General features: G+C 71.2%; 28 protein-coding genes. 2 read left to right on the top strand and 26 right to left on the bottom strand.

Features of this window, described 5'->3' with window-relative positions; translation table 11 throughout:
• Nucleotides 1–11: 11 nt before the first annotated feature.
• From rlmN to rpsB, 8 genes are all read right to left on the bottom strand, one after another.
• Entirely contained in the window at nucleotides 12–1,118 is a 1,107-nt protein-coding gene (gene rlmN, locus ACFYOV_RS29395) for a 23S rRNA (adenine(2503)-C(2))-methyltransferase RlmN (protein ID WP_389092715.1), read from the bottom strand.
• Nucleotides 1,119–1,371: 253 nt separating this feature from the next.
• Nucleotides 1,372–1,698 (bottom strand): GYD domain-containing protein, encoded by a 327-nt coding sequence (locus ACFYOV_RS29390; RefSeq protein ID WP_389092713.1) that lies wholly within the window; start codon nucleotides 1,696–1,698, stop codon nucleotides 1,372–1,374.
• 203 nt (nucleotides 1,699–1,901) lie between these two features.
• On the bottom strand, nucleotides 1,902–2,474 hold the full coding sequence (locus ACFYOV_RS29385) for a GNAT family N-acetyltransferase (RefSeq protein ID WP_389092710.1): 573 nt from the start codon (nucleotides 2,472–2,474) through the stop codon (nucleotides 1,902–1,904).
• A 124-nt stretch (nucleotides 2,475–2,598) separates the two neighbouring features.
• Nucleotides 2,599–3,723 carry a phosphatidate cytidylyltransferase gene (locus ACFYOV_RS29380; protein ID WP_389092707.1) on the bottom strand — a complete coding sequence of 375 codons (1,125 nt, stop codon included), beginning with the start codon at nucleotides 3,721–3,723 and terminating at the stop codon, nucleotides 2,599–2,601.
• On the bottom strand, nucleotides 3,723–4,280 hold the full coding sequence (gene frr / locus ACFYOV_RS29375; protein WP_014675285.1) for a ribosome recycling factor: 558 nt from the start codon (nucleotides 4,278–4,280) through the stop codon (nucleotides 3,723–3,725). The genes ACFYOV_RS29380 and frr overlap by 1 nt, the downstream gene beginning before the upstream one ends.
• 181 nt (nucleotides 4,281–4,461) lie before the next feature.
• Entirely contained in the window at nucleotides 4,462–5,217 is a 756-nt protein-coding gene (pyrH, locus tag ACFYOV_RS29370; RefSeq protein WP_389092704.1) for a UMP kinase, read from the bottom strand.
• Nucleotides 5,218–5,407: 190 nt separating this feature from the next.
• A complete protein-coding gene (gene tsf / locus ACFYOV_RS29365) occupies nucleotides 5,408–6,244 on the bottom strand; it encodes a translation elongation factor Ts (protein WP_389092702.1) in 837 nt (278 codons plus the stop codon).
• Nucleotides 6,245–6,399: 155 nt separating this feature from the next.
• Nucleotides 6,400–7,314, bottom strand: coding sequence for a 30S ribosomal protein S2 (gene rpsB / locus ACFYOV_RS29360; protein WP_389092700.1), 915 nt, complete (start codon nucleotides 7,312–7,314; stop codon nucleotides 6,400–6,402).
• A 281-nt stretch (nucleotides 7,315–7,595) separates the two neighbouring features.
• Between rpsB and ACFYOV_RS29355 the strand changes: the two genes are divergently transcribed.
• Complete coding sequence (locus tag ACFYOV_RS29355; protein ID WP_389092698.1) at nucleotides 7,596–8,201, top strand: murein hydrolase activator EnvC family protein; 606 nt, start codon at nucleotides 7,596–7,598, stop codon at nucleotides 8,199–8,201.
• Nucleotides 8,202–8,282: 81 nt separating this feature from the next.
• Here ACFYOV_RS29355 and ACFYOV_RS29350 read toward each other — a convergent pair whose 3' ends face one another.
• From ACFYOV_RS29350 to ACFYOV_RS29270, 17 genes are all read right to left on the bottom strand, one after another.
• On the bottom strand, nucleotides 8,283–8,840 hold the full coding sequence (locus ACFYOV_RS29350; RefSeq protein ID WP_389092810.1) for a TetR/AcrR family transcriptional regulator: 558 nt from the start codon (nucleotides 8,838–8,840) through the stop codon (nucleotides 8,283–8,285).
• 183 nt (nucleotides 8,841–9,023) lie between these two features.
• Nucleotides 9,024–9,866, bottom strand: coding sequence for an RNA polymerase sigma factor WhiG (whiG, locus tag ACFYOV_RS29345; protein WP_389092697.1), 843 nt, complete (start codon nucleotides 9,864–9,866; stop codon nucleotides 9,024–9,026).
• Between the two features lie 331 nt (nucleotides 9,867–10,197).
• Nucleotides 10,198–11,361, bottom strand: coding sequence for a DNA-processing protein DprA (gene dprA, locus ACFYOV_RS29340; RefSeq protein ID WP_389092694.1), 1,164 nt, complete (start codon nucleotides 11,359–11,361; stop codon nucleotides 10,198–10,200).
• Nucleotides 11,358–12,983 (bottom strand): YifB family Mg chelatase-like AAA ATPase, encoded by a 1,626-nt coding sequence (locus ACFYOV_RS29335; protein ID WP_389092691.1) that lies wholly within the window; start codon nucleotides 12,981–12,983, stop codon nucleotides 11,358–11,360. Before ACFYOV_RS29335 ends, dprA begins: the two co-directional genes overlap by 4 nt.
• Nucleotide 12,984: 1 nt before the next feature.
• Complete coding sequence (locus ACFYOV_RS29330; RefSeq protein WP_389092689.1) at nucleotides 12,985–13,386, bottom strand: YraN family protein; 402 nt, start codon at nucleotides 13,384–13,386, stop codon at nucleotides 12,985–12,987.
• Between the two features lie 58 nt (nucleotides 13,387–13,444).
• Nucleotides 13,445–13,753 (bottom strand): DUF2469 domain-containing protein, encoded by a 309-nt coding sequence (locus ACFYOV_RS29325; protein ID WP_003993268.1) that lies wholly within the window; start codon nucleotides 13,751–13,753, stop codon nucleotides 13,445–13,447.
• A gap of 57 nt (nucleotides 13,754–13,810) precedes the next feature.
• Nucleotides 13,811–14,278: an NUDIX hydrolase gene (locus ACFYOV_RS29320; RefSeq protein WP_389092808.1), complete on the bottom strand. Its 468-nt coding sequence runs from the start codon at nucleotides 14,276–14,278 to the stop codon at nucleotides 13,811–13,813.
• A 112-nt stretch (nucleotides 14,279–14,390) separates the two neighbouring features.
• Entirely contained in the window at nucleotides 14,391–15,152 is a 762-nt protein-coding gene (gene lepB / locus ACFYOV_RS29315) for a signal peptidase I (RefSeq protein WP_389092686.1), read from the bottom strand.
• 152 nt (nucleotides 15,153–15,304) lie between these two features.
• A complete protein-coding gene (gene lepB, locus ACFYOV_RS29310; protein ID WP_389092684.1) occupies nucleotides 15,305–16,285 on the bottom strand; it encodes a signal peptidase I in 981 nt (326 codons plus the stop codon).
• Nucleotides 16,173–17,264 (bottom strand): signal peptidase I, encoded by a 1,092-nt coding sequence (gene lepB, locus ACFYOV_RS29305; protein WP_389092681.1) that lies wholly within the window; start codon nucleotides 17,262–17,264, stop codon nucleotides 16,173–16,175. The genes lepB (ACFYOV_RS29310) and lepB (ACFYOV_RS29305) overlap by 113 nt, the downstream gene beginning before the upstream one ends.
• Nucleotides 17,257–18,057, bottom strand: coding sequence for a signal peptidase I (gene lepB / locus ACFYOV_RS29300; protein ID WP_389092679.1), 801 nt, complete (start codon nucleotides 18,055–18,057; stop codon nucleotides 17,257–17,259). Before lepB (ACFYOV_RS29300) ends, lepB (ACFYOV_RS29305) begins: the two co-directional genes overlap by 8 nt.
• Before the next feature lie 45 nt (nucleotides 18,058–18,102).
• Nucleotides 18,103–18,453, bottom strand: coding sequence for a 50S ribosomal protein L19 (gene rplS / locus ACFYOV_RS29295; protein WP_389092677.1), 351 nt, complete (start codon nucleotides 18,451–18,453; stop codon nucleotides 18,103–18,105).
• Nucleotides 18,454–18,587: 134 nt separating this feature from the next.
• On the bottom strand, nucleotides 18,588–19,421 hold the full coding sequence (gene trmD, locus ACFYOV_RS29290; RefSeq protein ID WP_389092675.1) for a tRNA (guanosine(37)-N1)-methyltransferase TrmD: 834 nt from the start codon (nucleotides 19,419–19,421) through the stop codon (nucleotides 18,588–18,590).
• Nucleotides 19,421–19,972, bottom strand: coding sequence for a ribosome maturation factor RimM (gene rimM, locus ACFYOV_RS29285; protein ID WP_389092672.1), 552 nt, complete (start codon nucleotides 19,970–19,972; stop codon nucleotides 19,421–19,423). Before rimM ends, trmD begins: the two co-directional genes overlap by 1 nt.
• A gap of 83 nt (nucleotides 19,973–20,055) precedes the next feature.
• Nucleotides 20,056–20,295 (bottom strand): RNA-binding protein, encoded by a 240-nt coding sequence (locus ACFYOV_RS29280; RefSeq protein WP_003973401.1) that lies wholly within the window; start codon nucleotides 20,293–20,295, stop codon nucleotides 20,056–20,058.
• Nucleotides 20,296–20,297: 2 nt separating this feature from the next.
• The gene (rpsP, locus tag ACFYOV_RS29275; RefSeq protein WP_389092670.1) at nucleotides 20,298–20,726 is read right to left on the bottom strand and encodes a 30S ribosomal protein S16; all 429 of its coding nucleotides are present in this window, start codon (nucleotides 20,724–20,726) and stop codon (nucleotides 20,298–20,300) included.
• Nucleotides 20,727–21,003: 277 nt separating this feature from the next.
• A complete protein-coding gene (locus ACFYOV_RS29270; RefSeq protein WP_389092668.1) occupies nucleotides 21,004–21,606 on the bottom strand; it encodes a hypothetical protein in 603 nt (200 codons plus the stop codon).
• A 545-nt stretch (nucleotides 21,607–22,151) separates the two neighbouring features.
• Between ACFYOV_RS29270 and ACFYOV_RS29265 the strand changes: the two genes are divergently transcribed.
• Nucleotides 22,152–23,006 carry a methyltransferase domain-containing protein gene (locus ACFYOV_RS29265; protein ID WP_389092667.1) on the top strand — a complete coding sequence of 285 codons (855 nt, stop codon included), beginning with the start codon at nucleotides 22,152–22,154 and terminating at the stop codon, nucleotides 23,004–23,006.
• Between the two features lie 75 nt (nucleotides 23,007–23,081).
• On the opposite strand, the gene ffh is transcribed toward ACFYOV_RS29265, so the two are convergent.
• Entirely contained in the window at nucleotides 23,082–24,632 is a 1,551-nt protein-coding gene (gene ffh, locus ACFYOV_RS29260) for a signal recognition particle protein (RefSeq protein WP_389092664.1), read from the bottom strand.
• Nucleotides 24,633–24,659: the final 27 nt, after the last annotated feature.

Here is a 24,659-nt window from a genome sequence, read left to right as displayed (position 1 = left end):
CGCCGGTCAGGTTACCTCTCGCTCGCGGCGAGCTGACCACACGCCCCGTCGATCTCCTGCCCCCGGGTGTCCCGGATCGTCACCGGCACACCGTGCGCGGCGATCGCCTCGACGAACGCCTTCTCGTCCTCGGGCCGCGAGGCGGTCCACTTCGAGCCGGGCGTGGGGTTCAGCGGGATGAGGTTGACGTGCACCGGCCGACCCTTGAGCAGCCGCCCGAGCCGGTCACCGCGCCACGCCTGGTCGTTGATGTCCCGGATCAGCGCGTACTCGATGGACAGCCGTCGCCCGGACTTGGCCGCGTACTCGAACCCGGCGTCGAGCACCTCGCGCACCTTCCACCGCGTGTTCACGGGGACGAGGGTGTCGCGCAGCTCGTCGTCGGGCGCGTGCAGGGAGATGGCAAGGCGGCACTTGAAGCCCTCGTCGGAGAACCGGTGGATGGCCGGCACCAGGCCGACGGTCGACACGGTGATCCCGCGCTGCGACAGCCCGAGCCCGTCCGGCTCGGGGTCGGTGAGGCGGCGGATGGCGCCGACGACCCGGTTGTAGTTGGCGAGCGGCTCGCCCATGCCCATGAACACGATGTTGGACAGCCGCGCCGGCCCACCCGGCACCTCGCCGTCCCTGAGCGCCCGCATGCCGTCCACGATCTGGTGCACGATCTCCGCAGCGGACAGGTTGCGGTCGAGGCCCGCCTGCCCGGTGGCGCAGAACGGGCAGTTCATGCCGCAGCCGGCCTGGGAGCTGATGCACATGGTCACCCGGTCGGGGTAGCGCATGAGCACCGACTCCACGAGCGTCCCGTCGAAGAGCTTCCACAGCGTCTTGCGGGTGGTGCCCTGGTCGGTCGACAGGTGCCGCACGACGGTCATCAGCTCGGGGAGCAGCGCCTCCCCGAGCTTGGCGCGGGAGCCGGCGGGGATGTCGGTCCACTGCTCCGGATCGTGCGCGTACCGCGCGAAGTAGTGCTGCGAGAGCTGCTTGGCGCGAAACGGCTTCTCACCGACCGCGACGACCGCCTCCTTGCGCTCGGCGGGCGTGAGATCGGCAAGGTGCCGCGGCGGCTTCTTGGCTCCGCGCGGCGCGACGAAAGTGAGTTCTCCGGGCTTAGGCATGGCTCGTCCAGTGTCGCAGATCCAACCCGGGGACCGGGTTCGCGCCCGCCGGGACCGGGCGGCCCCGTGACCGCGGCGGTCCGGACGCCTGCGGCGGCGGCCGTCGTGCCTTCCCGGCTCCTGTCGGACGGCCCACGGCGGGCCCAGGTGGCGGGGCCGACAAGGGAGCCCGCGCGCACAAGGCGGGGACCACGGGGCCGGCGGGGCTCGCGGACGGTGGCACCGGGGGGCGGCCCTGCGGCGCCCTACGGCCCTAGGCGCCGGGAGCCCGGTACTGCACCTGCCCGGCCTTCCCCAGGGCCTCCAGCGTTTCGTCGATGGTCAGGAGAACGGTCGTCTCGAACGAACTCAGTGCACCGCCTCCGCTGATGGCCAGAGCGACTGCGGCCATGGAGACGTTGTCGGGGGCCTCCCACAGGTTGTAGCCGTCGCGGGTGCCGAACGCGTACCAGAAGCCGTGGAGCCTGCCTCCGACGGACTCGATGTACGACTGGGCGGCCTTGGCGCGGTCCTCGGGGTGCTTGATGAGTCTCGCCCAGGTCTCCGGCGTGTAGCTGAACCTCGACAGATAGAGCGGCATCGTCTCTCCCTTTCGTCCTTCAAGGGATCCCCCGCGAGGCGGGAAACTCGCGGGCTGCCGCCCGCCTGTCCCCCGAACGGCCGGGGAGGACGACCGGCACGGCCGCTGGCGCGGAGGACGAGGGAGCACGGCGCGGACTCGGTGCTGCCACCGCATGGTCGATGTCAGCGCGCGGATGCGGTCCGGTGACCGCGCCGGCGACGTCAGCGCAGGTCGAGGCGCATCAGGACGCGGGGGTGACCGGCCAGCACGGAGGCGGTGTCGGCCGCATGGACGAAGCCGGCGCGTTCGAAGTTCTTGCGGAGGCCGGGATAGGCCATCGTGAGGTCGACCTTCGCGTCGCCGTTGTCGAGGGGGTATGCCTCGATCGCCGGAGCGCCGTGGAAGCGGGCGAAGTCCACCGCGCCGGCGATCAGGGCGTGCGAGATGCCCTTCCTGCGGTGGCCGGGGCGTACGCGGACGCACCACAGGGACCAGACGGGCAGGTCGTCGACGTGCGGGATCCTGCGGCTACGGGCAAAGGAGGTGTCCGCGCGGGGCGCCACGGCGGCCCAGCCGACCGGCTCGTCGCCGTCGTAGGCGAGCACTCCCGGAGGCGGATCGCTGCGGCACAGTCCGGCCACGTACTCGCCGCGAGCCGATCCTCGCAGCTCATTGTTGAGCCCGGAGGGGATCCGGTAGCTCAGGCACCAGCAGACAGTGGACTCGGGCTTCCTCGGGCCGAGCAGGGTGCGGACGTCCTCGAAGACCGAAGCCGGGCGCACGTCGATGGTCATGGCACCACGATGCCACGGGCGTGCCCGGTTCTTCCGCCGGGCGGCCCGAGTCGTGGTCCGGGCACGTGCGAGCCCCCGTCCCTGCACGGAACGGGGGCTCGCACGCGCATGCGTGTGGTGTCCGTCAGCTCCCGACGAACAGCACCAGAAGCAGCCACACCACCGGCGCCGTCGGCAGCAGGGAGTCCAGTCGGTCCATGATGCCGCCGTGGCCCGGGAGCAGGGTGCCCATGTCCTTGATGCCCAGGTCCCGCTTGATCATGGACTCGCCCAGGTCGCCGAGCGTGGCGCTGGCCGCGACCGCGAGGCCGAGCAGCAGACCCTGCCACCAGCTGCCGCCGTCGATCAGGAACTGCATGCACAGCGCGCCCGCCACCATGGCGAACCCGATCGCGCCGAGCAGGCCCTCGCGGGTCTTGCCGGGGCTGATCCGCGGGGCGAGCTTGCGCTTGCCGAAGCGCCAGCCGACGGCGTACGCGCCGGTGTCGCTGACGACCGTCAGCAGAAGGAAGGTCAGCACGCGCCAGGCACCGTCGTCCGACGTCAGCATCATCGCGACGAAGGTCGCCAGGAACGGCACGTAGAAGGCGGCGAAGAGCCCCGCCGTGACGTCCTTGAGGTAGTTCTCGGGCGGTGCGGTCATCCGCCAGACCAGCACCGCCAGCGCGGTGAGCGCCATGGCGACCCACGCGCCCTCGGCGCCGCGCACGTAGCCGGAGACGACCATGGCCGCCCCGCCGAGCGCGAGCGGCACGAGGGGCGCCTTGATGCCCTTGCGCTCCTCCAGCCGCTTGGTCAGCTCCCACAGGCCGACCACGACGGCGACGGCGATGACGCCGACGAAGACGGCCTTGACGACGAACAGCGAGGCGACGATCACCGCACCGAGACCGACGCCGACGCCTATCGCGGCGCTCAGATCACGCCCGGCGCTCTTGCTCTGCGGCTGGCGCGCCGGCTGCGGGGCGTCGGGCATGGGCTCCGGATTCTGCGGCACCTCCCCCGGATGGGGACGTGCCCGCGTCGTCTCGTCTCGGAACAGGGGGCCGCTCAGCCGAGCGGCCCCCCGGTCACCATCCTGGTCTCCGCCGTGTTCGGGCACGTCGGGCACGATGGGCATGGGGCGAGTCTGCTGCGCGTCATGCGCATCGTACGCGGGACCCGCCGGGGCAGCCCCCTGGACGGGCCCCTGGTCGGACGGCCCCCAGTACCCGGCCTGCGGCGGCGCCCCCCAGGAAGAGTCGTTCATCAGACCTCGAGCAGCTCCGCTTCCTTGTGCTTCAGGAGCTCGTCCACCTGCGCGACGTACTTCGCGGTGGTGTCGTCGAGCTCCTTCTCGGCACGGCGGCCCTCGTCCTCGCCGACCTCGCCGTCCTTGATCAGCTTGTCGATCGCGTCCTTGGCCTTGCGGCGCACCGAGCGGATGGAGACCTTGGCGTCCTCACCCTTGCCCTTGGCGACCTTGATGTACTCGCGGCGGCGCTCCTCGGTCAGCTCGGGGAACACCACGCGGATGATGTTGCCGTCGTTGCTGGGGTTGACGCCCAGGTCGGAGTCGCGGATCGCCTGCTCGATGTTGCGCAGCGCGCTCTTGTCGAACGGCGTCACCACGGCCATGCGCGGCTCGGGCACGGAGAACGAGGCCAGCTGGTTGATCGGCGTCGGTGCGCCGTAGTAGTCGGCCACGATCTTGTTGAACATCGCCGGGTGCGCACGGCCGGTGCGGATCGCGGCGAAGTCCTCCTTGGCGACCACGACGGCCTTCTCCATCTTCTCCTCGGCCTCGAGGAGGGTCTCTTCGATCACCACTTGCTCCTGCGTGTCTTGAGTAGGCCCGGCTGCGGTTCCTTGTCGGGGCGGCGGCCGGCTGCGTCGCGTCTTCTTCCTGCACGGTTCCCGACCGGCAGGACATTGTCCATCCCCCGGCCCGGCTCCGTCCCGTCCGTCCCCCCTGGGGGTGTCGTCCTTCGGACGGGTGGTTCTCCGGTCAGTCCCGGCTGCCTTGGTCACCCACAAGCGTGCCGATCTTCTCACCCTTGACGGCGCGGGCGATATTTCCCGCCGCCAGAAGCTCGAAGACGACGATCGGGAGCTTGTTGTCGCGGCACAGCGTGACGGCCGTGGCGTCGGCGACCCTCAGGTCGCGGGTGATGACCTCGCCGTAGCCGAGGTGGTCGAACTTCACGGCGTCGGGGTTGGTCTTCGGGTCGGAGTCGTAGACCCCGTCCACGCCGTTCTTGCCCATGAGCAGCGCCTCGGCGTCGATCTCCAGGGCACGCTGGGCGGCGGTGGTGTCCGTGGAGAAGTACGGCATGCCCATACCGGCGCCGAAGATGACCACGCGGCCCTTCTCCAGGTGCCGTACGGCCCGCAGCGGGATGTACGGCTCGGCGACCTGCCCCATGGTGATGGCGGTCTGCACGCGGCAGTCGACGCCCTCCTTCTCCAGGAAGTCCTGGAGGGCGAGGCAGTTCATCACGGTGCCGAGCATGCCCATGTAGTCGGAGCGGGCCCGGTCCATGCCGCGCTGCTGGAGTTCCGCGCCGCGGAAGAAGTTGCCGCCGCCGATGACGACGGCGATCTGCGCGCCGTCGCGGACGACCGCCGCGATCTCGCGCGCGATGGCGTGCACCACGTCGGGGTCGACGCCCAGGCCCCCACCCCCGGAGAAGGCCTCTCCGGACAGCTTCAGCAGAAACCGGCCGCGCACTTTGCCGTCGTCGCTCTTCTCAGCCTTGGTCATCGGGGATCCCGCCTCTTTCACGTGTTGCACATACGAAGAAGGCCATTGCCGGTGGGGCGTGTTTCGCATCCCATACGGCAATGGCCTCCTCGTCAGATCTGCTGTCGTCCGGCACGCCCACCTGCGTGACGGCGTACCGGGACGACTGCTTGCGACCCTATCGGGGCCGCGCGCCCGTCGCGGTACGGACTCAGATGCCGACCTTGATGCGCGTGAAGCGCTTCAGGGTGACACCGGCCTCGTCCAGGACCTTCTGGACGGACTTCTTGTTGTCCAGCGCGTAGGGCTGGCCGAGCAGGGTGGCGTCCTTGAAGAAGCCGTTCAGACGACCCTCGACGATCTTGGCGATCGCGGCCTCGGGCTTGCCCTCGGCGCGGGTGGTCTCCTCGGCGATGCGGCGCTCGGACTCGACGACCTCGGCCGGCACCTCCTCCTTGGAGAGGTACTTCGGCGCGAAGGCGGCGATGTGCTGGGCGACGCCCTTGGCGACCTCGGCGTTCGGCTTGTCGAGCTCGACCAGGACACCGATCTGCGGGGGCAGGTCGGGCATCGTGCGGTGCATGTACGCCGCCACGTAGCCGCCGGTGAACTGCGCGAAGCGGTCCAGCACGATCTTCTCACCCAGGTTGGCGTTGGCCTCGTCCACGAACGCCTGGACGGTCTTGCCGGCCTCGATCTCGGAGGCGAGCAGGGCCTCGAGGTCGGCCGGGGAGGTCCCGGCGACGTGCTCGGCGATGGCGGTGGCCACGGCCTGGAACTTCTCACCCTTGGCGACGAAGTCCGTCTCGCACTTCAGCTCGACGAGGACACCGGAGGAGTTGTCGTCGGCGATGATCGAGACCACGGCGCCGTTCTCGGCGGAGCGGCCCTCGCGCTTGGCGACGCCCTTCTGGCCCTTGATGCGGAGCGCCTCGACGGCCTTCTCGACGTTGCCCTCGGCCTCGTCCAGCGCCTTCTTGCAGTCCATCATGCCGGCGCCGGTGAGCTCCCGGAGCTTCTTGACGTCGGCGGCGGTGTAGTTCGCCATGAGTCTGTGAATCTTTCTCGAAGTCTGGAGGATCCAAGATCCGCGGGTCGGGACCTACCTCACGACAGGTCCCCGACTCACCGCTGACCTACGGGTGAACGGCGGGAGCGGAGGTGATGTCACCGCTCCCGCCGTCATCAGCACGGACGGGTCGGTCAGGCCTGCTCGGCCTCGGCGGCCGGGGCGGCCTCGGCGGCCTCGGCGGCCTGCTCGGCCTCTGCAGCCGGAGCCTCGGCAGCCGGAGCCTCGGCCGGCTTCTCGCCCTCGACGGCGGCCGGAGCGGCCTCCTCGCCCTTCTTCTCGCCCTCGAGCAGGTCGCGCTCCCACTCGGCGAGCGGCTCGCCGGCGGCCTTCTCGCCCTTGCCCTCGGTGGCGACACCGGAGCGGGCGATGAGGCCCTCGGCCACGGCGTCGGCGATCACGCGGGTCAGCAGGGTGACCGAGCGGATGGCGTCGTCGTTGCCCGGGATCTTGTAGTCGACCTCGTCGGGGTCGCAGTTGGTGTCGAGGATGGCGACGACCGGGATGTTGAGCTTCCGGGCCTCGCCGACCGCGATGTGCTCCTTCTTGGTGTCCACGATCCAGACGGCGCTGGGCACCTTCTGCATCTCGCGGATACCGCCGAGGGTCTTCTCCAGCTTGGCCTTCTCGCGGGAGAGGACCAGCAGCTCCTTCTTGGTGAGGCCGGAGGAGGCCACGTCCTCGAAGTCGATCTGCTCGAGCTCCTTGAGGCGCTGCAGACGCTTGTAGACGGTCGAGAAGTTGGTGAGCATGCCGCCCAGCCAGCGCTGGTTCACGTAGGGCATGCCGACGCGGGTGGCCTGCTCGGCGATGGCCTCCTGCGCCTGCTTCTTCGTGCCGACGAACATGACCGTGCCGCCGTGGGCGACGGTCTCCTTGACGAACTCGTAGGCGCGGTCGATGTACGACAGCGACTGGAGCAGGTCGATGATGTAGATGCCGTTGCGCTCGGTGAAGATGAAGCGCTTCATCTTCGGGTTCCAACGGCGGGTCTGGTGACCGAAGTGGACGCCGCTCTCCAGCAGCTCCCGCATCGTGACGACGGCCATGGCCGTAACTCCTTGAATTGCTCGGTTGTGCCGCGGATGCCGGACGGCTCCCGCGCCTGACGCCCGCGACGCGCCGTGCCACGAAGGACCGAGGGGCGCTGACACCGAGGTTCCGGCCGTGACCGGTCCCGATGTCGGGGCGTGCGAAGTCGACCCGGTGGCCCGGGTCGCCACGAGAAGTGTACGGGACCCGCGGGGCCCCGGGTGACGCCACTGTCCACAATCGGGCGCTCGTCCACAGGTCCCGGCCATGATCACCATTTTCCGCGACGCTGTTGCGCATGCGAGCGAGACGAATTCCGAGGACGTGCGCGCGACTGGCCCTGCTGCTGCTCCTGACCGCGGCGGCCCTGCTGCTGCCCCCACCGGGACAACTCCTGGCGTCGGCCCCACGGGGCGCGGACCCACCGGCCCACGGTACGGGGGTGCCGGCCGTCGGGCGCACGTGGCCCGTCGGAGTGCGTCCGCGGGTCCTGCGCGGCTGGGAGCCCCCGGCGACGGTGTACGGGCGCGGCCACCGGGGCGTGGACCTGGCGGCGGCACCAGGCACACCGGTACGGGCCGTGGCGGCAGGCCGCGTCTCGTTCGCGGGCCGGGTGGCCGGCCGGGGCGTCGTCTCGGTGGAGCTGACCGGCACGGGGAATCCCCCGCTGCGGACCACCTACGAACCGGTCACGCCGACCATGCGCAAGGGCGACGAGGTGACGGCGGGCGAGGTGATCGGCACGGTGGAGCCCAACGGCTCGCACTGCACGGCCCCCTGCGTCCACTGGGGCCTGCGGAGGGCCGCCGCCTACCTGGACCCGCTCACCCTGCTGCCCCCCTGGCTGCTGCAGAGGAGGCCGTCGAGACTGCTGCCGGTCCTGGGGGTGCCGGTACCGGAGTGAGGGAGGACGCGGCGGGTGGGGAGGTGTGCGGTGGGGAGGGGGAGGGGCGGGGGGCCGGGGGAAGGGGGAGGGGCCGGCGGGTCAGCCCCTCACGCCCCGGAGCGCCATCGAGACGGCCGCCTCCGTGATCGCCTCGGGGCGCTCCGCCGCGCCCAGCTCGATACGGCGGACGGCCGCGTCGACCACGCCCTGGAGCAGCATCGCCGCGAGCCGCGGCTGCTCGTGGCCCAGCTCCCCCAGTGCCTCGACGATCATCGCGATGAGGCCGCCGTGCGCGGCGCGGATCTTCTCCCGGGCTCCGGCGTCGAGCTCACCGGCGGAGATGGCCACCACGGCCCGGTGCCGCCGGTCCCCGACCAGCGCCAGCTGGGTGCGGACGTACGCCTCGACCTTGGCCTCGGCTCCGTCGGCCGCCGCCATCGCCGCCTCGACCTCCGCGGCCCAGACCGGGAAGTCGACCTCGCACAGTTCCTCCACCACGGCGGCCCGTGACCGGAAGTACTCGTAGACGGAGGACCGCGCGAGGCCCGTCCGCTCGGCGAGGGCCGGGAAGGTCAGCGCCTCCGTACCGCCCTCGGACAGCAGGGAGCGGGCCGCGTCCAGCAGGGCGGCTCGCTGCATCGACCGGTGCTCGGCCACGGAGGCCGCTCGAATCCTTGGCACGTCACCACTCTACGGACGGCCCACCCCCGGCGGGAGCCGCTCGGCCGCACCCGCACGTAACGCACCCTCCCAATAGACCTGACACGCCCGACACCCCGGCCGGCACTCCGACACCCCGGCGACAACGAGCCGTCGGCCGCCGCGAAGGGCCCCTCGGGGTCAGCGGCCGAAGCTCGCCAGTTTCGCGCGCAGCTGGAGCACCGACTTGGTGTGGATCTGGCTGACCCGGCTCTCCGTCACGCCCAGCACGTTGCCGATCTCGGCCAGGGTGAGCCCCTCGTAGTAGTACAGCGTGACGACGGTCTTCTCCCGCTCGGGCAGCGTGTTGATCGCCCGCGCCAGGAAGCGGCGCAGTTCCCGATCCTCGGCCACTTCCACCGGGTTGTCGGCGGCGGTGTCCTCCAGTGTGTCCATGAGGCTCAGCCGGTCCCCGCCCTCACCCCCGACATGCAGGAGCTCCTCCAGGGCGACGACGTTCGCGAGTGACAACTGGCTGAAAACCGCGTGCAGATCGTCGACCGCGATGCCGAGCTCGCCTGCCACCTCGCTCTCGGTCGGAGTGCGCCTGAGCCGCGCCTCCAGCGTCGCGTACGCCCGCTCGACGTTGCGCGCCTTCTGCCGCACCGAGCGGGGGATCCAGTCCAGCGCCCGGAGTTCGTCGATCATCGCGCCGCGAATGCGGGTGATCGCGTACGTCTCGAACTTGATCTCCCGGTCGAGGTCGAACTTCTCGATCGCGTCGATCAGGCCGAACACGCCTGAGGAGACGAAGTCCGCCTGGTCCACGTTGGACGGCAGCCCCACACCGACGCGGCCCGCGACGTACTTCACCAGCGGCGAGTAGTGCAGGATCAGCTGTTCCCGAAGCCGCTCGTCCCCCGTCGCCTTGTACGACCGCCACAGCTCGTCGAGCGTCGAGGGAGCGGGCGGCCGCACGCTGCCACCGTCACGGGCGGCTGGGGGGATCGCCGCCCGGTCGGACCCGGAGGTGTGCTGGGGCATTCGTCGCCTTGTGCCGTTCTGCCGTGGGAGGGCTGCTGTCTGGTCTTCCGTGGAGTGCTGTCGTCTGGTGAGCCGTCTGTCCGGTGCCGGTTGCCTGTTCGTACGGGTGGACTGTCCGTGCCACATGGACGGTCCGTGCCGGATTCCCGTGAGCGTAGCGTGACTGTGGCGTCGCGGTGCGCGAAGACGGGAGGTCGGGCCGTGCGCAGATTCGTTCCGTGTACCGCCCCGCCGGGTCACGGTCGTCGCTCTGCGTGATCACCCGGGTGTCCCAACCGACGTATTTTCCAGGGCGTGTCGCTGTTCCCCCGGACGGCCGAACACGCTGCGTTCACGTCGTACCGGGGCGGTCGTGGACCGGGATCACGGCGTGGCGTGTCAACTTCCAGCCGTCGCCATGTCGTTCGACGTAACCGAGTGCCCGCAGTTCGTACAGTCTCGCGATCGCGTCGTCCGGCGTGGTCTGCGCGCCGCGGGCGATCTCGTCGACCGGGGCGACCGTGCGGGCCGGCAGTGCGGCGAGGACCTGGCGGGTGGCCGGTTCCAGGAGGTCGCGGGGAAGCACGGGCCCGCTCCGGTCAGGTGCCAGTTCCCCCATGCCACCGACGAGTTCGACGACCTCTGCGGCGTCGGTGACCAGTACCGCGTCCTGGCGCAGCAGCTCGTGCACCCCGGTGGAGAGTCCGCTGGTGGCGGGGCCGGGTACGCCCATCGTGTGGCGTCCCAGCCGCCGTGCGGCGCGGGCCGTGACCAGCGAACCGCTGCGCAGGGCGGCCTCGACGACCACGGTGCCCCGGGTGAGTGCGGCGATGACCCGGTTGCGGAGGATGAAGCGGCTCGGCGTCGGGTGTTCGCCGGGAGCCAACTCGCCGATCACCACGCCTTGTTCCGCGATCCTGTGGATCAGGCCGGCGTGTCCGCGCGGGTAAGGGCGGTCGACTCCGCAGGCGAGGACGGCGACGGTGGCGCCGCCCGCCCCGAGTGCTCCGCGGTGGGCGGCGCCGTCGACTCCGTAGGCGCCGCCGGATACGACGACCCAGCCGCGTTCGGCTAGGCCGGCGGCGAGGGTGGCGGCCATGTGGGCGCCGTACTCGGTGCAGGCGCGGGCGCCGACGACGGCGACGGACCGCAGCGCCCACAACCGCAGGTCGGCTGCGCCGCGCACCCACAGGCCGAGGGGCCGGGTGTGGCCGAGGTCGTCGAGTTGGCGGGGCCACTCGGCGTTGCCTGGGGACACGAACCGCACGCCGGCGTCCCGGGCGGCGGCGAGGTCCGCACGGGGTTCGGCGCGCTCGGCCCGCGCCCTCATCCCGGCCCACCGCTTCGCGCTCACCCCGGGCAGCGGTGGGTTCCCCGTGCGCAACCGCCGCGCGACGTCCTTCACCCCGTATTCGCGCACCCACCATCCGCCGGCTTCGTCCCCGGGTTCGATGACGCGGGTGAGGAGGACCCGGGCGAGGAGTTCGTCGTGGTCGGGTGAACCGGTGGGGTTCATGTCAGCGCTCCGATCGCCATGGGCACGCCCCGTGGCACTCCGGTGCGCAGCTGCAGGGCGAGGGCGACGTCGGTGGGGTCGGGCCGGTCGTGGCCGACCAGGTCGGCGACGGTCCAGGCGACCCGCAGGACGCGGTCGAGTCCGCGCGCGGTGAGCCCGCCCCGCTCCAGGTGGCGCTCGGCCTCGTCCATGGCGCCGGGTGCGGCGTGCCAGCGGGTGCGCAGCTCCCGCCCGGGGATGTCGCTGTTGGTGCGCCACGGGGTTCCGGTGAGCCGTGCCGCGGCGCGTTCCCGGGCGGTTCGTACCCGGTCGGCGACGGTGGCGGTGGATTCGCCCCGGGCGCCGTTGGCGGTCAGCTCCGTGCGTGTCACCCGGTCGACCTCGACACGCAGGTCGACGCGGTCCAGCAGGGGGCCGGACAGTCTGGCCTGGTAGCGGCGGACGGTGGAGGGCGGGCACTCGCACAGGTCGTCCTTGAGCGAGAAGCGGCCGCACGGGCAGGGGTTGGCGGCGAGCACCATGAGGAACCTGGCGGGGAAGCGCACCACGCCGGCGCTGCGGGCGATCACGACGTGCCCTGACTCCAGCGGCTGGCGCAGGGCGTCCAGGGCCCGGCTGCTGAATTCGGGTGCCTCGTCGAGGAAGAGGACGCCCCGGTGCGAGAGCGAGACCGCTCCGGGCCGCGCGACGCCGGGGCCGCCGCCCACGAGGGCCTGCATGGTGGCGGAGTGGTGCGGGGCGCAGTAGGGGGCCGCGTCGACGAGGGGTTTGCCGGGGGGCAGCAGGCCCGCCACCGAGTGCACGGCGGTGACTTCCAGTGACTCCTGCCGGTCGAGGGGCGGGAGGATGGTGGGCAGCCGTTCGGCGAGCATGGTCTTGCCGGCGCCGGGTGGTCCTTCGAGGAACAGGTGGTGTCCGCCGGCGGCGGCGACCTCCGCGGCGGTGCGCGCGGTGATCTGGCCGACGACGTCCGCGAGGTCGTGGCCGTAATCGTGCTGGGCGGCGCCCTCGCTGCGCATGCCCGTGGCCGCGCCGGTGCCGGGCACGCGCAGGCCGGCCAGGAGGGGATCGGGTCGTCCCGGGTCCGTGGGTTCCTCCTCGGGCACGGGTTCGTCGGCGAGCACCGCGATGAGCTGGCGCAGGCTGCGGATGCCGAGGACGGAGACCCCTGGTACGAGTGCCGCCTCGGTTGCGGCGCACTCGGGCACGACCACCTGTTCGTAGCCGGCGTCGGCCGCGGCCAGGACTGCGGGGAGGATGCCGCGGACCGGTCGCACCCTGCCGTCGAGGCCCAGCTCGCCGATCATGACGATGTCGGCGAGCACCCGGGGGTCGATGCGTTCGGCGGCGCCGAGTACGGCGCAGGCGACGGCGAGGTCGAAGCCGCTGCCGGCTTTCGGTACCGAGGCCGGGCTGAGGCCGACGGTGAGTTTCCTCTGGGGCCATTCCGCGCCCGAGTTGACGACCGCGGCGCGGACCCGGTCCCGGCTCTCCGTCAGGCTCTTGTCGGGCAGGCCGACCAGGGTGAAGGCCGCGACCCCGGGTTCCAGGTCTGCCTGGACCTCCACGACGACGCCCTCGACGCCCACCAGTGCGACCGAGCACGTACGGGCGAATCCCATGTCAGGCCACCCCCCGGACGTGTTCGACGACGGGCGCGCCGCGGGCCGGCAGCTGGATGCCGACCAGGTCGATGCGGACGCCGCCGGGTGGTGCTCCCCCGTGTTGCTGGAGCCAGCGCTGGGCGAGGGTTCGCAGGCGGCCGGCCTTGGCGGGGGTGAGGGCCGCCATGGGGTGCTGGAAGGGCCCCGCCCTGCGGGTCTTGACCTCGCAGACGACCAGGACGTCCCCGTCCCTGGCCACGATGTCGATCTCGCCGGTCCTGCCGCAGCGCCAGTTGCGCTCGAGGACCGTCATGCCCGCCTGTGTCAGCCGCCGTGCGGCCAGTGTCTCGCCGTACCTGCCGAGTGCGCTGCGTGCCCGTTGTGCGTTCATGTCGGCACCACCTCCGGCGCCAACCGTCACGCATCCCGCCCGAAGAAGTGGATCTTGGTGGGTTACTCGGCGGTTGTGGACATCTCCGTCACCCGCTCGGGAGTTCCAGATCGCTCTTGTTGAGCTCCTCGATGTTCACGTCCTTGAACGTCAGGACGCGGACCTGCTTCACGAAGCGGGCCGGCCGGTACATGTCCCAGACCCAGGCGTCGGCCATGGACACTTCGAAGAACACCTCACCCTGGACCGAGTGCACCTGCATCTCGTAGTCGTTGGTCAGATAGAAGCGCCGCTCGGTTTCGATCACGTATTTGAACAGACCGACGACATCGCGGTACTCCCGGTAGAGCTTGAGCTCCATCTCGGTCTCGTACTTCTCGAGGTCCTCGGCGCTCATGGCATGTTCCCCTTCAGCCGTGCGATCCACCCATTGTGCGCCAGTCCCGCCGAGCCCCTAGACGATTTCGGTGTCCAGGGTCACGGGTCCGGCCGGAGGACCTTCGTCGAGCAGCGTGCGGAGCAGCTCGGCGAGTCTGGTCGGATACACCGTCTCATGCGACCGGGTCAGTTCCCGGCACGACCACCAGCGCGCTCCGGCGACACTGCGCCGCTCCAGCTCCGTCAGCGCCGTGGCCGCGGTCGCCGTCTGTGCCGTACGGGCCAGGTAGTACCACTCGTCCTGGTCCCAGCGCCGGCCGGCGAACGGGAAAGAGCACCTGCGCCGCCACAGGACGGGGCCCAGTTCCACCTCGGTGATGCCGGTCTCCTCGGCGAGTTCCCGCAGCGCGGCCTGTTCCCGGGTCTCGTCGCCCTCGACGCCGCCGCCGGGTGTGAACCACCAGTCGTCGGCCGGGTCGTCCGGCTCGTGGCCGTGCAGCAGCAGGATGCGGTCCTGCGGATCGAGCAGCACCACCCGGGCCACCCTGCGCGGTCCGCCGTGGTCGGAGTGCTCCGGCCCGCCGTCACCACGCGCCCGCGGCTCGCGGGAATCCTCGGGTCCGCCGTCGCACGGCTCCCCCGCCGCCCGGGACGTCTCAGCGCGCACCGGTCGGCTCCGCGTTCGCCCGGGACCGGGCCCCGCCGATCCGCTTGGCGAGGGGTCCGTAGGCGGCGCCGCCGAGGATCAGCACGGCACCGGCGGCGATCAACGCGACCATCGTCCGCAGCGGGCCGGGCGAGGAGAGCGCACCGAGTTCCTCGAAGCCGGTCGGGGCCTTCAGCATGCCGTTCATCGGCCAGACCACCGCGTCGACCCGCGCCTGGACCGCGCCGCGGGACACGGTGCCGCTCGCCGCGTCGGTCAGATGGGCGGTGGAGTCCACCGAGCCGGAGCGCTCGTCGCCGAGCAGGAACAGACGCCCCTTCGGCACGGTCACCGTCGGGAAGTCGCCGGGCGGGGTCGCCGGGTCCCGGGCGAGATACGGTTCGTCGATCTCCTTGCCGTTGACCTTCAGCTTGCCGTTCGCGCAGCAGGAGACGGTGTCGCCGCCGACGGCCACCACCCGCTTGAGCACGGGCACATCCGCCCACGTCGCGTCCTTGAAGACGACGACGTCACCGCGCCGGACCTCGCCGCCGTCCACGCGCTGCCCGAGCACCCGCTCACCGGCGTCGATCGTCGGCGCCATGGAGGTGGTGGGCACGGTGTACGGGCGGTACACCACCGCTCCCCAGGCGAACCCGCCGAGGAACAGCACCAGGCCCAGCGCCACGGCAAGCCCGGACAACCGCTCGCCCGTTCGGGCCCTGCCCGTGCCCCCGGCCGGGGCCGTACGTGTCGTGCTCTGACCACTCATGGGCGGCACCCTACCCGGCAGTACCAGGCCGGGTCAGCACTTCCTCGGCGGTCCCCGGGGGGAGCCGGAGGGGGTACGGAGGCGCGCCGGAGCGGATTGGGGCGACCGGCGTGGACCGAGGTGGACCGGGGTGGTGGACCGGGGGTGGTCCGTCAGCGGCCCTCGCCGTCACTCCTGCGCCCGCGCCGCCACAGCACCAGCGGCACCGCGCCCACGAGGGCGAGTCCCTGGGGGGCGACGGACAGGGCGGAGGCCGCCGACGGGGAGGTGGGGTTCAGGTTGGGCTGGTCGAAGGTCTCGGGCACTGGCAGGTTGTCCCAGCGGTTGATCGGCCAGGCGACGACGACGGCACGGCCGACGACCTCGTCCACCGGGACGAAGCCGCGGTTGTCACCACGGTTGTACCGGGAGTCCCGGGAGTTCTGCCGGTGGTCGCCCATGACCCAGATGTGCCCCTCGGGCACCTTGACCTTGAACTGGCCGCCGCTGTCGTCCTGGCTGCACGGCGTGTTGCCGGGGTAGACGTACGGCTCGTTCAGCGCCTTGCCGTTGACCTTCAGCGGGCCCGTGCCCTTGCACTCGACCGTGTCGCCGCCGACCCCGATGACCCGCTTGATCAGGTCCTTCTCGTCCGCGGACGGCATGAGGCCGACCCAGCTGAGGACCCGCTGGAGCGGGTTCGGCGTGGGCGTCGGCTCGCCCGCCAGCCACTGGCCGGGGTCGTGGAAGACGACGACCTCGCCGCGCTCGGGCTCGGAGCCGAACCAGGGGGTGAGCTTGTCGACCAGGACGCGGTCGCCCCGCTGGAGCGTGTTCTGCATGGAGTCGGAGGGAATCGAGAACGCCTGCACCAGGAAGGTCTTGATCAGCAGCGCGAGTACCAGCGCGATGCCGATCAGGATGGGCAGTTCCTTCCAGAAGGAACGAGGCTTCTTCTGCTGAGCGGGCGGGTCGCCCGCCCCCTGGTCCCCGGTGTGCCTGCGCTCGCCACTCACCCTGCCGTCCTCAGCCGCCTGGGAGTCATTCCCGGAGGTCACGGCGCCGTCCGTGGCCGGGACGGACGACTGTGCGGAACGTTTGCGGTGCTCCTCGCCGTCGTGCCCGGACCGTGCGCCTACCGCCACATCCCCCACGCCAACTCCTTACTCTCTGCCGCCGCCTGCCCCATCCACGGCGCAGGCCCACCACTCCCATAACGAGCGGGAGTTCCGCAGGAGTCGGGAGCTGGATCATCTCGTTCGGATCGTCCGGGGCAACCCTATGCGACAGCCGGGGAGCAGCGGTCGCCCCGGCCGTCGAGTCCCCCACGGAGGCGTAGGTCTCCGGTTCGTCCAGGGTGCTCCAGTGGCCGAGCGGCCAGGCGATGACCATGGCGCGTCCGACCACCTGGTCCTCGGAGACGGTGCCCTTGTAGTCGGTGTTCTGGTGGGCGCGCGAGTCCGCGGAGTCGGACCGGTGGTCGCCCATCACCCACAGGCGCCCCTCGGGCACGGTGATGTCGAACGGAGTGGTGGACGGCGTGTTGCCCGGGAAGAGGTAGTCCTCGTTCAGGGGAATGCCGTTGACGGTGACCCGCCCCTGCGTGTCACAGCACCGGACGCGGTCGCCACCGACGCCCACGACGCGTTTGATGAGGTCCTTCTCGTTGTCGGACGGCAGCAGGCCGATGAAGGTGAGGCCCTCCTTGATCTGCTTGATGCCGACGGGGTCCTCCTTCTTGGGCGCGGTCTGCTCGTTCAGGAGCCAGCCGCCGGGGTCCTTGAAGACCACGACGTCCCCGCGCTGCGGCCGCGAGCCGAACCACGGGGTGAGCTTGTCGACCAGGACGCGGTCGCCGACCTGGATGGTCTGCTCCATGGAACCGGACGGGATGACGAACGCCTGGACGAGGAACGTCTTGAGCACCAGCGCTATCAGGACGGCCACACCGACGAGGAGGGGAATCTCCTTGACCGCGCTGCGCCTGCGCCGCCGCTTGACCCTGCGCTGGAGCTTGCGCCGCTCGGCCCGCGTGCGTCCGCCGGCCGGGCTCGCCGCGCGGCGGGAGCCGGTGGGCAGCAGGTTGTCCGCGGCGCTGCCCGTGGCGCCGCGGGGTTTGCCGCGGTTACCCATGGGCGCCCTCCGGCGAGTGTGCCGTCGCCGCCCGCGGGGCGGACACGCGCGGGCGGGCGCCTTCCGCGGCCGGCCCGCGCGCGGGGCGGCCGTCCGAGGCCGGCACGCGCTTGTAGGCGTCGGGCCGGTGCAGCCGGGCGGCGTGGCCGAGCGGCCAGACGACGAGGTCGGCGCGGCCGATGACGTCGTCCTCCGGGACCATGCCGCCGCCGGGCGAGCCGAGGCGGTCGCGGGAGTCGCTGGAGGCGCTGCGGTGGTCACCGAGCACGAACAGGCGTCCCTGGGGCACGACGACGTCGAAGGGCACCGCGGAGGGGCTGTCACCGGGGAACAGGAAGCCCGACTCGTCGACCGACCGGCCGTTCACACGGATCCTCCCGTTCTTGTCGCAGCAGACGACATGGTCTCCGCCCACGCCGACGACGCGTTTGATGTAGTCGGCCTCCCCGAAATACCCGGTGCCGTCGAACACCACCACGTCGCCGCGGCGGGGCCCGGCACCGAAACGGTAGGCCAACTTATTTACGAGTACACGGTCCCCGATCCTCAATCCCTGTTTCATGGATCCGCTGGGGATCTGGAAGGGCCGCGCCACGAACGTGTTGAGGGTGAGCAGGAACAGCAGACAGAGCAGCAGGGTCAGGCTGATCCGCCCGCCGGGGAGCCAGTGCGCGATGCGAGGCACCAATGCGGAACGCGACCGCGCCTCCGGCCCCGGTGACTCCGAGGTGTTCTCGGAGTCGGCTGGGCGGGAGGAGCGGTCGCGCTCCGTCGGCTGTGCTTCGGTGTCCATCGGAGCCAGATGCTATCCGGCTCCGCTGTGACTCCGGGGAAGCGCTCAGCTCTCGCGCTTCTCCTTGATCTTCGCGGCCTTGCCGCGGAGCTCGCGCAGGTAGTACAGCTTGGCGCGGCGGACGTCGCCCCTGGTGACGAGCTCGATCTTCTCCACGATCGGGGTGTGCACCGGGAAGGTGCGCTCGACGCCGACGGAGAAGGAGACCTTGCGGACCGTGAAGGTCTCGCGCACGCCGGCACCCTGGCGGCGGATCACGACGCCCTTGAACTGCTGCACACGGGAGCGGTTGCCCTCGATGACGCGCACGTGGACGTTGACGGTGTCACCGGGACGGAAGGCCGGGACGTCGCTGCGCAGCGAGGCGGAGTCGACGGAGTCGAGCAGGTGAGACATTTCGTCTGCTTTCTTCGCTGATGCCGCAGGTCATCAACGGCAACTAAGAGGTTCGGATCGATGCCGTGCGCGTCGGGGCGGGCGTCGTGTCCCCCTGCGGCAGGGGCGCACGCCGGACGGCGCACAACAGCGGCCTATTCTTCCACGCCGTCGGTCCTGCGCCAAAATCGGCCGTACGGCTCGCCCGCCGGGTCCGGTTCCCAGCCCAGGATGGACAGCATCTCGCGGTCCTTCTTGTCGAAGGCCTTCGGCTCGCAGCGCTCGATGAGGTCGCGCCGGTGGGCCGTGGTGCGGCGCAGCGCCTCGTCGCGCCGCCACCGGGCGATCTTCCCGTGGTGGCCGCTGAGCAGGACGTCGGGTATGCCGCGCCCGCGCCACTCGGGCGGCTTGGTGTAGACGGGGCCCTCCAGCAGGCTCGCCATGGCGCCGGGGGCGAAGGAGTCGTCCCGGTGGGACTCGGCGTTGCCCAGGACGCCGGGGAGCAGGCGGGCCACGGCCTCGGTGACGACGAGGACGGCCGCCTCGCCGCCGGCCAGGACGTAGTCGCCGATGGAGACCTCGTACACGGGCATCCGGGTCGCGTACTCGTCGATGACGCGGCGGTCGATGCCCTCGTAGCGGGCGGGCGTGAAGACCAGCCACGGCCGCTCGGAGAGTTCGACGGCGAGTTCCTGGGTGAAGGGACGGCCGCTGGGTGTGGGCACGATGAGCGCGGGCTCGCGGGAGCCGGTCTCGTAGCCGTCCGCCAGGACCGTGTCGAGCGCCTCGCCCCAGGGCTCGGTCTTCATGACCATGCCGGGGCCGCCGCCGTAGGGGGTGTCGTCGACGGTGTGGTGCCGGTCGTAGGTCCACGAGCGCAGGTCGTGGACGTGTACGTTCAGTCGGCCGCGTGCGCGTGCCTTGCCGACGAGGGAGACGTTCAGCGGTTCGAGGTACTCGGGGAAGATCGTGACGACGTCGAGCCGCATTACGCCCCCTCCTCCTGGTCCCGCGTGGAGGCGATCTCCGCGCGGTCGTCGATGAGGCCGGGTGGCGGGTCGATGACCGCGCGCTGCTCCTCCAGGTCGATCTCGGTGACGATCTCCTGCACGAACGGCACGAACACCTCGCTTCCGTCGGGGCGTTCGACCACGAACAGGTCCTGGGTGGGCAGGTGGGAGATCTCGGTGATCCGGCCGACCTGCTGCCCGTCCCGGGTGACGACGTCGAGGTCGATCAGCTGGTGGTCGTAGTACTCGTCCTCGCCCTCGGGCAGTTCCTCCGGGTCGATCTCGGCGATCAGGAGGGTGTTGCGCAGGGCCTCGGCGGCGGTCCGGTCGCGTACGCCCTCGAAGCGCAGCAGCAGGCGGCCACTGTGGACACGGCCCGTCTCGATGGTCAGCGGACCGGCGGAGGCCGGTTCGGTGGCCAGGACGGCGCCGGGGGCGAGCCGCAGTTCGGGCTCGTCGGTACGGACCTCGACGGTGACCTCGCCCTTGATGCCGTGGGCGCGGCCGATGCGAGCGACTACCAGCTGCACGGTGCTTGTTTCTCCTGATCTACGACCACGGGCCGGGGACGGCCCTCACGGCCCTCCCCGGCCCGAGCCGGTTGCTTCAAGCGTCAGCGGACGTGGTCCACGTCGACGAGGTCGACGCGGACACCGCGACCGCCGATGGCGCCCACGACGGTGCGCAGAGCGCGTGCGGTGCGGCCGTTGCGACCGATCACCTTTCCGAGGTCGTCCGGGTGGACCCGGACCTCGAGCACACGTCCGCGGCGCAGGTTGCGCGAGGCGACCTGCACATCGTCAGGGTTGTCGACGATGCCCTTCACGAGGTGCTCGAGAGCCTCCTCGAGCATGCTCAGGCCTCGGTCGAAGCAGACGCCGAGGATTCAGCGGCGGCCTCGTCCTTCTTCTCCGCCTTCTTCTTCTGGGTGATGGCCTCACCCTTGCCCTCGTCGTCCCCGCCGAGCGCCTCGAAGGACGGACGGGCCGGCTTCTCGGCCTGCTGGAGCAGTGGGGCCGGGGCGGGCTCGCCCTTGAACTTCTGCCAGTCGCCGGTCTTCTTCAGGATGGCGAGCACGGGCTCGGTCGGCTGCGCGCCGACACCGAGCCAGTACGCCACACGCTCGGCGTCGACCTCGATCACCGACGGGTTGTACGTCGGGTGGTACTTGCCGATCTCCTCGATGGCCCGGCCGTCACGGCGGGTACGGGAGTCGGCGACGACGATGCGGTAGTGAGGCGAACGGATCTTGCCCAGACGCTTCAGCTTGATCTTGACTGCCACGGGAGTGGATTCTCCTGGAATTGACGTGGTTGGGCACGGCGGAAGAAGCCGCGTGGGGTTGCGGTACCCGAGTGCCCGATGGACGCGTCAGCCGGAGGAGAGAGGGGTCCTGTGCGGCTGTCGAGTACAGCTAGCCATTGTGCCACACCCGGCCGGTCGCCTCGGACCGGGGGCGGGCATGCCCGAGCGGCACCCGGCGTCCACGGGACGGACGTCGGGTGCGCTCCCCGTCGGCGGCGCCTGTCGCCGTCCGGCACCCACGAGATGCCGGTGGGCGTCAGCTCGCCGCCGCGGCCACCGCCTCCGGGATGCGGAACGGCTTGCCGCAGCCGCCGCACACGATCGGGGCCTGGGCCAGGACGGAGGGGACGACCCGGACGTTGCGCCCGCAGTCGCAGACCGCCTTCACGCGCACGCCTCCACCGGAGGAGCCGTGCCGGGCGGCCGGGCCGCGGAAGCTGCGCGCGGTGTCGCCCGCGGTCGCGGCGGAGTGTGCCTTCAGCGCACGCTGCAGGCGCTCCGTCGTCGCACGGTAGCGGCGCTTCGCCTCGGGAGTGAGCGTGACCAGGGAGAACCCGCTGCTGGGATGCGGCTCCTCGGGATGGTCCAGGCCCAGTTCCTCGGCGATCGCGAGGAATCGGCGGTTGTGGTAGCGGCCGGCGCGGGAGGTGTCGCGTACGCCACGCGCGGCGGCGATGCCGTGGACTGCCTCGTGAAGCAGTCGCTCGAAGGAGAGTTCGTGACCGCACGCGGACGACGACTCCCCGATCAGTGACTCGGGCGCGGCAAGATCGGGCAGCTCGGGGTGGTACCGCTGAATGTCGGCCCACGCCTGCGCCAGCTCTGCGGCGAGTACAGGTGGTGTCTGTGTCGTGCTCACGTAATGACAACGAGCCGGGGTGCCCGCGTGTTCCGATTCCGGGGCATCCCAAATAATTTGCACGTACTGGTCAGTTGCGGCTGATGCGTCCCGACGAGGGCGGGTGCGCTGATCTGCGGAGAAGCCTCGCAGCTCACCTCAAGCTGGTGCGTAGCCTGACGTACGCCCCGGCGCGTAGGGAGGCCCCGCGCCGGTGCGGCTGCGGACAGGGAGTGCGCAAGAGGCGTTTCGGTCGCCCTCGCGGCGCAGTGGCGTTGCTTGGACAAGCGCACGCGACGCCGCCGACGTTACCGGGCTCGTCACGCGCCCCCCACACCCGCCCCGGACCTTGGCCGGAACCCGCCGTGGCGCCGCGGGGCGGTGGCGGATTACCGGAATGTGAATTCTTGCCACTGGCACGAGCAAGTACCAAGCATGCGCCGCATTCCACTGGACGTCGGGTCGAGGGCGGAGTTTCCTGGCATACGGGGGGAGTGCCGAGCGCACTGGACGGGGGCCATGGATCGGGCACGGCGGCAACTCTCGGCTGATTGGGGCGCTTACCTATGACACCTACGCTCGTGCGGCAGCACCCGCCTCGCGCGGGGGCGGCCCCCCGCGTGGACCTGCGTGCACGCGCGCGTGACTGGTCCGAGATCCAGGAGCGCATGCTCGTACCGCTCTACGAGGCCGTCTACGAACGCCTGGACGTCGGGCCCGCGACGCGGCTGCTCGGCCTCGGCTGCGGCTCCGGTCTCGCCCTGCTGATGGCGGCCTCCCGCGGCGCCACGATCACCGGTGTCGACCGCTCGTCCGACCGGCTGGCCCTCGCACGCGAGCGGCTGCTGCCCGACGGGCGGGACCCGTGCGCGCGGAGCGGCACCCGGATCGTGGACGGCTCGCCCGGGGACGCGGCCGGCGCGGACGCGCCCCCGTACAGCGTCGTGACCGCCTTCGAACCGATCGGCTGTCTCGCGGGGGACGCGGAGGGGCTGGGTGAGCTGCTCGCCGAGTCGACGCCGCTCGCCGAGCGCGGAGCGGCCGTGGTGCTGGCCGGCTGGGGGCCGCCGGAGCGGTGCACCACGGCGTCCGTGCTGCGGGTGGCGAGCAAGCTGGCGGAGCCGCTGCGCGGCGCGGGCAGCTGGCGCCCGACCCACCGCGACGACCTGGAGGAGGTCGCCCAGCGGGCGGGGCTCAGGCCCGACGGTTCGGGGCGGGTGGCCTGCCCCTTCGGGTACGCCGACGTGGACAGCGCGGTGCGCGGCCTGCTGTCGACCGGGATGTTCGACCCGGCGATCTCCGCCACGGACCAGGTGCAGGTCGACAAGGAGCTCGCGGAGGCGCTGCACCCGTACCAGCGGCCGGACGGGACGGTGTGGATGCCGAACGTGTTCCGGTACCTGATCGCGCGGACGCCCTGAAGCGACGCCCCGTACACGCCGACCGGGGCACCCCGCTGACCCGCGGGGTGCCCCGGTGCGCTGCGTACGGGCCGGTCAGCCCATGAACTTCTTGAACTCCTCGGGGAGCTCGAAGTCCTTGCCGCCCTGCTGCGGCAGCCCGAAGGCGCTGCCGCCCTCGGGGGCGGCGGCGCGGCGCGCGGCGGCCTCCTGCTCCTGCTGCTTGCGCTTCATCGGGTTGCCGGAGCGCTGCTTGCCCTTGGCCTGCTTCTGCTTCTTCTTGGCGCGGCCCGGGCCGCCGCCCATGCCCGGCATCCCGGGCATCCCCGGCATGCCGCCGCCCTGAGCCATGCGGGACATCATCTTGCGGGCCTCGAAGAACCGCTCGACCAGGTTCTTCACCGCGCTGACCTCGACGCCGGAGCCCCTGGCGATACGGGCTCGGCGCGAGCCGTTGATGAGCGTGGGGTCCTGCCGCTCGGCCGGGGTCATCGACTTGATGATCGCGGCGGTGCGGTCCACGTCGCGCTCGTCGATGTTGTTGATCTGGTCCTTGATCTGGCCCATGCCCGGGAGCATGCCGAGCAGCTTGGAGATGCTGCCCATCTTCCGGACCTGCTCCATCTGAGCCAGGAAGTCGTCCAGGGTGAAGTCCTGGCCCTTCTTGGACGCCAGCTTGGAGGCCATCTTCTCGGCCTCTTCCTGGCTGAACGTCTTCTCCGCCTGCTCGATCAGGGTGAGCAGGTCACCCATGTCGAGGATGCGGGATGCCATCCGGTCCGGGTGGAAGGCGTCGAAGTCGTCGAGCTTCTCGCCGTTCGAGGCGAACATGATCGGCTTGCCGGTGATCTGCCGGATCGACAGGGCGGCACCGCCACGGGCGTCGCCGTCGAGCTTGGAGAGCACCACGCCGTCGAAGCCGACGCCGTCGCGGAAGGCCTCGGCGGTGTTGACCGCGTCCTGGCCGATCATGGCGTCGACGACGAACAGGATCTCGTCCGGGGAGACCGCGTCACGGATGTCCGCGGCCTGCTGCATCATCTCCTGGTCGATGCCGAGGCGGCCGGCGGTGTCCACGATCACGATGTCGTGGACCTTGGACCGGGCGAAGTCGAGGGAGTCCTTGGCGACCTTGACCGGGTCGCCTACGCCGTTGCCCGGCTCGGGGGCGTAGACCGCGACACCGGCGCGCTCGGCGACGACGCTCAGCTGGTTGACGGCGTTCGGGCGCTGGAGGTCGCAGGCGACCAGCAGCGGGGAGTGGCCCTGGTCCTTGAGCCACTTGCCGAGCTTGCCCGCGAGGGTGGTCTTGCCGGCACCCTGGAGACCCGCGAGCATGATCACGGTCGGGGGCTGCTTGGCGAAGCGCAGGCGCCGGGTCTCGCCACCGAGGATGGTGACCAGCTCGTCGTTGACGATCTTCAGGACCTGCTGGGCCGGGTTCAACGCCTTGGAGACCTCGGCGCCGAGGGCGCGCTCCTTGACGTTCTTGATGAACGCGCGGACCACCGGCAGGGCCACGTCGGCCTCGAGGAGCGCGATACGGATCTCGCGCGCCGTGGCGTCGATGTCCGCTTCGCTCAAGCGCCCCTTGCCGCGCAAGTTCTTGAAGGTCGCTGAAAGGCGATCGGAAAGAGTATCGAACACGGCGGCGTCGGTCCTCGGAGTCGGTGG

Origin of the sequence: Streptomyces sp. NPDC005931 (genome assembly GCF_042871235.1) — a bacterium.
GTDB lineage: Bacteria > Actinomycetota > Actinomycetes > Streptomycetales > Streptomycetaceae > Streptomyces.
The sequence above is the reverse complement of the archived record's forward strand: the minus strand, read 5'-3'. Positions and strand labels throughout refer to the sequence as shown.